This window comes from Sunxiuqinia sp., from assembly GCF_055140945.1.
Genome location: NZ_JBSQYS010000010.1, coordinates 125203 through 132216 on the forward strand (window position 1 = coordinate 125203; position 7014 = coordinate 132216).

Below are 7014 nucleotides of genomic sequence, written 5' to 3' on the forward strand. Positions count from 1 at the left end.
AATATGGCAAAACGGGAAGCTATTTCGTATGAATTTTAGGATGATAACTTTTAGCCTGAGTTTCTTCCCGAGCTACTCTCAGGGCATTTTTTGCCAATGCTTCTAATTCATCTTCGCCTGGATAAACGAATACCTCGGCAATGAATTGTACTTTTTTGCGAATGTAATCCGTTAAATAGTTATTGTAAGCAACACCACCGGTTAGCAGAATGGCATCCACAACGCCGTCAAAAACTACAGCCATTTGTCCAATTGATTTTGCTACTTGGTAGGCCATAGCGTCCTGAATCAACTTTGCCTGCGCATCTCCCCGGGCGGCAAGCTCCTCAACTTCTTTCGCATTGTTGGTTTTCAAATAAGCGACATAGCCACCTTCTCCAACCACCATGCGACGAACTTCGTCCTTAGTCATGTTACTATCAAAACACCAGTCGACTACTTGTCCGGTTGGTAATCCCCCACTTCTCTCTGGGCTAAACGGGCCATCTCCATCCAAGCCATTATTAACGTCCACAACGCGTCCTTTTTGGTGTGCTCCAACGGAAATACCTCCTCCCAGATGAGCGACAATCAGGTTCATATCTTCATATATTTCACCTTGTTTTTTAGCATGAAAACGAGCTGTTGCTTTCTGATTCAGCGCATGAAAGATTGATCTCTTCTCGAAATTTGGATGACCTGTAATTCGAGCAATATCGCTTATTTCATCAGTAACCACCGGATCCGCAATAAAAGCCTGAGCTCCGGGTATTTGGTTGGCTATGTAATCAGCAATCAAAGGCCCCAGGTTGCTGGCGTGCTGCCCGTAAACTCCCTGACTGGCATGCAACAGCATTTCGTTGTTTACCAAATAAACGCCTGATTCCAGAGGATAGGTCAAACCACCTCGACCAATAATAAATTTGATGCGATCCACCTCAAAACCTTCTTCCAACAACGAATCAATAATCATCCCCTTACGGTAATCAAATTGTTGCAGTATGTTTGTGTAGCCAGACAAGTCATCGATCGAATGACGTAATGTCTTATTCAACTTGCATTCTTCGTTAAAATACACGGCAAACTTAGTTGATGTCGACCCCGGATTAATCGCTAATATTCGGTATTCATCCATAGTTCTAATTACTCAATAATACAGCTAACACAATCGAGTTTAACTTTGTTTGCGTGTCATCTCCCCGCGATGATAAAACAATGGGAACTTTTGCACCGAAAACCACTGCGGCCTGGTTGGCATGACAAAGTTTGGTGTTGGTTTTATAAAAAACATTTCCTGAATCGATGCTGGGGAAAAGCAAACAGTCCGCATCGCCGGCACAGGGGGAAGTGATTTTTTTTATTTTTGCCGATTCTGAATCCAAAGCTACATCAAGCGCCATGGGACCATCAACTATTCCGCCGTTAAAAAAGCCATTCTCTCCTCTAGTTTTCAATTTGGCAGCGTCAGCACACGATGGAATTGACTCAATCACTTGCTCTGTCGGTGCAATTATAGCTACTTTCGGTTCATCTATTCCCAGTTTCTGACCAACTTCAATTAGATACTTGATCATCACTTCTTTTTGTTTCAGATTGGGAAAAGGAATAATCGCCACATCACTAGCCAGAAGCAGTTTATGATAATTGGGATTTTCTAACAAAGTGATGTGCGTTATTAAATCTCCCGAATTAACCAGCCCCAGCTCTTTATTCAGAATTGCCCGCATATATTTATCGGTATTTATCAAACCCTTCATCAAAATATCTGCGTTCCCTTTTCGCACCATTTCAACGGCTTTCCGCGCTGCATCCTCATCATCTGAAGCATCAATAATCTGCAATTCGCCGATGCCGATATCCAGTCTTTTGCAGGCATCCTCTATTCGCTCACGATCTCCCGTTAGTGCAATTCTGACAATAGCCAGCTGATGAGCTTTCCAAGCAGATTCAATGCTGTGTTCATCAACCCCATTAGCAACGACAACCGTTTTAATCAATTTTTTATTTTGAGCTAATTGATACAGATCTGATAAATGTTTTACACTCATAACAATACTTTATGGACTTGAAAATTACGATAAGAATGATTGAAAATACAGAACAAAAGTCAATCTAAAAAATGTTATTAAACCCCATAAAACAAAACATCCGACACATAAAATGCATCGGATGTTAATTATAAAATATATTGTACTATGAAGTGTCAGATTTCGATAATATCAAATGTAAAACTTACACTTTGGCATGGCTCAATACTTTTTTCTCGGTATCAAGGGCAATCATTAATTCTTCATTGGTTGGAACAACGATAACCGTAACCGGAGAATCATCAGTACTGATAACCCCCTCACCACGGAATCCGTCATTTTTCTCTGGATCAATCTTGATTCCCAAGGCTTCCAACTCCCCGGCAACCCCTCTACGTGTTGTATCAGCGTTCTCCCCAATTCCACCGGTAAAAATCAACACATCTAAACCGCCCATACCAGCCATGTATGAACCGATATATTTTTTAACCCGGTAATCGTAAATTTCTAAAGCTATTCTGGCTCGTTCGTTGCCCTCTTCGGCAGCTTCTTCAATTTCTCTCATATCAGAAGATACTCCTGATAATCCAAGCATGCCACTGTGCTTATTAAACAGCGTATTGGCCGATTTCAATCCAAGCTCTTCCTTTTCCATGATGTATGTTGCGACACCAATATCCAAATCACCGGAACGGGTTCCCATAATTAATCCTTCAAGAGGCGTAAATCCCATAGAGGTATCATAGGACTTACCATCTTTAATGGCGGCAACAGAAGCTCCGTTACCCAAGTGACAAGAAATAATCTTCTGACTTTCGTAATCACGTCCCAGAAGATCACATGCACGTTTTGTAACATAACGATGGCTGGTTCCGTGAAAACCATAACGGCGAATGCTATATTTTTCGTACAGCACATGCGGAATACCGTACATGTATGATTTAGGCTCCATGGTTTGGTGAAAAGCAGTATCGAAAACACCAACCTGGGGAATCCCGGGAATTAGCTCTTCCATAGCCTCTATCCCTTTTAAGTTTGGCGGATTATGCAAAGGCGCTAAATCAGTACATTTCACAAGGGCATCGATAACTTCATTAGTTATCAATTCACTGTCATGGAAATACTCACCACCATGAACAACACGATGTCCAACAGCATCAATTTCTTCCAGACTTTCCAAACAACCATACTTTTGGCTGGTCAAAATTCCCAGAATGTATTCGATACCACTTTTGTGATCCAGAATTTCTCCTTCAAACATTATTTTACGTCCGTCAGCATGATTGTGCTTCAAAAATGAACCTTTCATGCCTATTTTTTCTACTCCTCCTTTTGCAATAACCGATTGGTCATCCATACTGAAGAGCTGATATTTTATTGAACTGCTACCGCAGTTTAAAACCAGAATTTTCATGTGTATATTTTTTCAATTTAACGAGGTGCAATTTTCGTATTAAGCTGTTCTTTTTTTGATTTAGGAGACCAACGCATGGAGCTCCCTAATAATCGTTCTCCTGTTTGATCAAAGTTTTGAGATTGATTATTAACAATTATTGGCTGAACCTTTAATCCGATTACCATCCTCATCATACTCATAAAATCCTTTTCCTGAAGCTATACCCAATTGTTTGGCCCGAACAAGGCGTTTAATGTAAGGAGATGGTTTGTAATGAACATCGCCAAATTCGCTGTAGATATTTTCCATCCAGCGAACAATTTTATCCAATCCCATTTTATCAGCGACTTCAAAAGGCCCTAATCTCATTCCAAGGCCTATTTTCATTGTTGCATCAATGTCTTCCATATTCGCAACACCTTCCAACAAGATTTCACAAGCTTCGTTTAACAAGACAACAAAGAGACGAACACTGACCAATCCAGCTGATTCTTCGACGGGTACAATTTTACGATTGATAAGTTTAACAAACTTGCAAACTTTATCATATGCCTCTTCTGATGTATAAAGCCCTTTTACAACCTCCATGATACGGGCTTCGCGAGACGAAACCAGAAAGTGCAGACTTACACAACGGTCTTTGTGTTTCATTTCAGAAGAAAGCTCGGTAATAACGATTGTCGTTGAGTTTGTACCAATAATACAATCGCGATGCACGACTTTTTCAATCTTCTTGAAAATCTTTTTACGCTCTTTGATTTTTCCACCGCGGTCTACAGCACGAATGGCTTCAACCACGAAATCGCATCCTGCAAGATCTTTATAATCTAACGATCCTTTGATTCTCGCCAGGATTGCTCTTTTTTCACTTTCGGTTAATCCCCAATGCTCGATACGATTGTCAAGGATTTTACCGATATTTTTGTATGCTTCTCGTACTTTTTCTTCGCTGACTTCGATGAAGACAACTTCAATACCGTAGAAACTCGCTACACGGGCAATATTCTGTCCGACAAGTCCACATCCAACAATACCAATTTTAGAAAACAGCGATTTTGATACCTTTTTCTTTATTAAACCAAATTCTTCAATTGGTTCATGTATTAATTCACTAGCCATTTTAACTTTTACTAAATTTATTTGAACATTGCAGCAGCCTGGTTAGAGGTAATTGCCACCATATTTACGATATCGCTCACCGAACAACCTCTTGACAGATCATTAATCGGCGCTGCCATTCCCTGCAATACAGGACCAATAGCTTCTGCTTGCGATAAACGTTGTACTAATTTATAACCAATATTTGCTGCTTCAAGTCCTGGGAAAACCAATACGTTTGCACGACCAGCAACTTCACTATCCGGAGCTTTTAACTTGGCAACCTCAGGTATAAGCGCTGCGTCCAACTGCAATTCACCATCGATTTTTAACTCGCTATCTAACTCCTTCGCTATTCTTGTGGCATTTACCACCTTGTCAACACGTTCGTGCTTCGCACTTCCTTTAGTCGAGAAGCTCAACATGGCCACCCGAGGTTCCATGCCAACAAGGGCTTTTGCGGTACCAGCAGTGGTCACCGCAATTTCGGCTAACTGTCGTTCATCCGGATCGGGCATTACTGCGCAATCGGCAAAAACTAAAATTCCATCATGCCCAAAATGAGGATCGTTTACAAACATCAGGAAAGCACCGGAAACAACACTCACTCCCGGCAACGTTTTTACAAACTGGAAAGCCGGACGGAGGACGTCACCTGTTGCATTAATTGCACCGGCTATTTCTCCATCTGCATCACCACTTTTAATCATCAACGGAGCAAACACCAATGGATCGTTCAACATTTCCAATGCTTGTTCCTTAGTCAATCCTTTTGATTTTCTGATTTCAACCATCAAATCAGCATAGGCTGACCGACGTTCGTCAGTCTTCGGATCAATCAGTACAGCACCTTTAATATTGACTCCCAGGTCTTCGGCTGCCTGCATAATCTCTCCCGGATTTCCCAATAAAGTAATCCGGGCAATATTTTCATTTAAGATGATTTCTGTGGCTCTCAGAGTCCGAGGTTCTAATCCTTCTGGAAGAACAATACGCTTTTGATAACTTTGGGCGTTCTTAATAACACGTTCAAGTAGTTTCATCTGAAAGTTTAAGATTTTTAACTTTTGAGTAAAATATTCAAATACAAAAGTAAGGAAAATTACCAGTTGATATCCCCAATGTGTGCTAATTATTTGTTAACCCCTCCAATAATTAAGGACTTATAGCTATTTAGATAAAAACCCACAACAATTTGAGCAATCGATTGCATTGATCTATCTAGCTTTACGCATGTAGACATATGCTATGTTAATTTTTTCTGAAAATTAATTGAGAATTAATCGAATCTGAATATTCTTTCAGCTCAAATAAATTGATAATTTTGTTCGTCGCACCAAGAATTCTCCTATGAACACAAATGATCTGTTTCTGGAATTAAAACAAAAACTGGATGGTGATGTCTATACAGACAATGTGCAAAAGGTTATTTACGCCACCGATGCTTCATCGTACCGGGAAATTCCACAAGCTGTTTGCAAACCAAGAAATAAAGCAGACATCCGCCAAATTATTGACTTCGCCCGGAAGCACAAAACCTCCGTAATTCCGCGAGCCGGCGGAACATCGCTTGCCGGCCAGGTTGTAGGAAAGGGTATTGTGATTGATGTTTCTAAATACATGAACAGGATCATTGAACTCAATGTCGATGAGAATTGGGTGATTGTTGAACCGGGAGTAAACCTGACAGAACTAAATATGTATCTGGCTCCACACGGATTACAATTTGGCCCTGAAACGTCAACCGCCAACCGTTGTTGCATTGGCGGCATGGTGGGAAACAACTCTTGCGGGCTGCATTCGCTGATTTATGGGAGTGCCCGCGATCATATCCTGGAAGCAGACTGCATTCTTTCTGATGGGTCGGATGTTGTTTTTAAAACGTTGAATACGGAGGAATTTCTTGCTAAATGCAACGACAAGCACGACAGTTTGGAGACGCGAATCTATAAGAACCTGTATGAAACGCTTTCAAATACCAACAATCAGGAAAATATCAGGAGCGAGTATCCTGACCCAAAAGTAAAACGGCGAAACAACGGGTATGCGATCGACATCTTGCTTGAGACCGATCCGTTTACAAAAAATGGAGAATCGATTAACGTTTGCAAACTGCTGGCCGGAAGTGAAGGAACATTAGCATTCACCACTCAAATCAAACTCAACCTAATTCCCCTTCCTCCAGAACACAAGGGATTAGTTTGCGCTCATTTTAATAGCCTGCAAGAAGCCTATCTTGGCAACTTGGTTGCCCTAAAACACAACCCGGGCGCCATCGAGCTGATGGATGACATCATTATGAACTGCACAAAGGAGAACATTGAACAACGTAAAAACCGCTTTTTCGTTCAGGGTGATCCGAAAGCGATGTTGATGATTGAATTTGCCAGAGAAACAGAAGAAGAAATTCACCGTATTGCTCAAAACCTTGAAAAGGATTTTCGTAAAGCAGGACTTGGCTACCATTTTCCTTTAGTACTAGGAAACGACATGATCAAGCGTGTATGGGCTCTT

At 41.0% G+C, this 7014-nt stretch carries 6 protein-coding genes; 1 reads left to right on the plus strand and 5 read right to left on the minus strand.

What is annotated here, in order from left to right:
• Nucleotides 1–19: 19 nt before the first annotated feature.
• The 5 genes from buk to pta form a co-directional block, all read right to left on the minus strand.
• The gene (buk, locus tag ACTB00_RS06830) at nucleotides 20–1114 is read right to left on the minus strand and encodes a butyrate kinase (protein WP_463299166.1); all 1095 of its coding nucleotides are present in this window, start codon (nucleotides 1112–1114) and stop codon (nucleotides 20–22) included.
• 4 nt (nucleotides 1115–1118) lie between these two features.
• Complete coding sequence (locus ACTB00_RS06835) at nucleotides 1119–2027, minus strand: phosphate acyltransferase (protein WP_463299167.1); 909 nt, start codon at nucleotides 2025–2027, stop codon at nucleotides 1119–1121.
• A gap of 184 nt (nucleotides 2028–2211) precedes the next feature.
• Entirely contained in the window at nucleotides 2212–3420 is a 1209-nt protein-coding gene (locus tag ACTB00_RS06840; RefSeq protein WP_463299168.1) for an acetate/propionate family kinase, read from the minus strand.
• A 129-nt stretch (nucleotides 3421–3549) separates the two neighbouring features.
• Nucleotides 3550–4521: a 3-hydroxyacyl-CoA dehydrogenase family protein gene (locus ACTB00_RS06845; protein ID WP_463299169.1), complete on the minus strand. Its 972-nt coding sequence runs from the start codon at nucleotides 4519–4521 to the stop codon at nucleotides 3550–3552.
• A 17-nt stretch (nucleotides 4522–4538) separates the two neighbouring features.
• On the minus strand, nucleotides 4539–5543 hold the full coding sequence (gene pta, locus ACTB00_RS06850) for a phosphate acetyltransferase (protein WP_463299170.1): 1005 nt from the start codon (nucleotides 5541–5543) through the stop codon (nucleotides 4539–4541).
• Nucleotides 5544–5850: 307 nt separating this feature from the next.
• Between pta and ACTB00_RS06855 the strand changes: the two genes are divergently transcribed.
• Nucleotides 5851–7014 (plus strand): FAD-binding oxidoreductase (locus ACTB00_RS06855; protein ID WP_463299171.1); only part of this gene is annotated, 1164 nt, incomplete at its 3' end.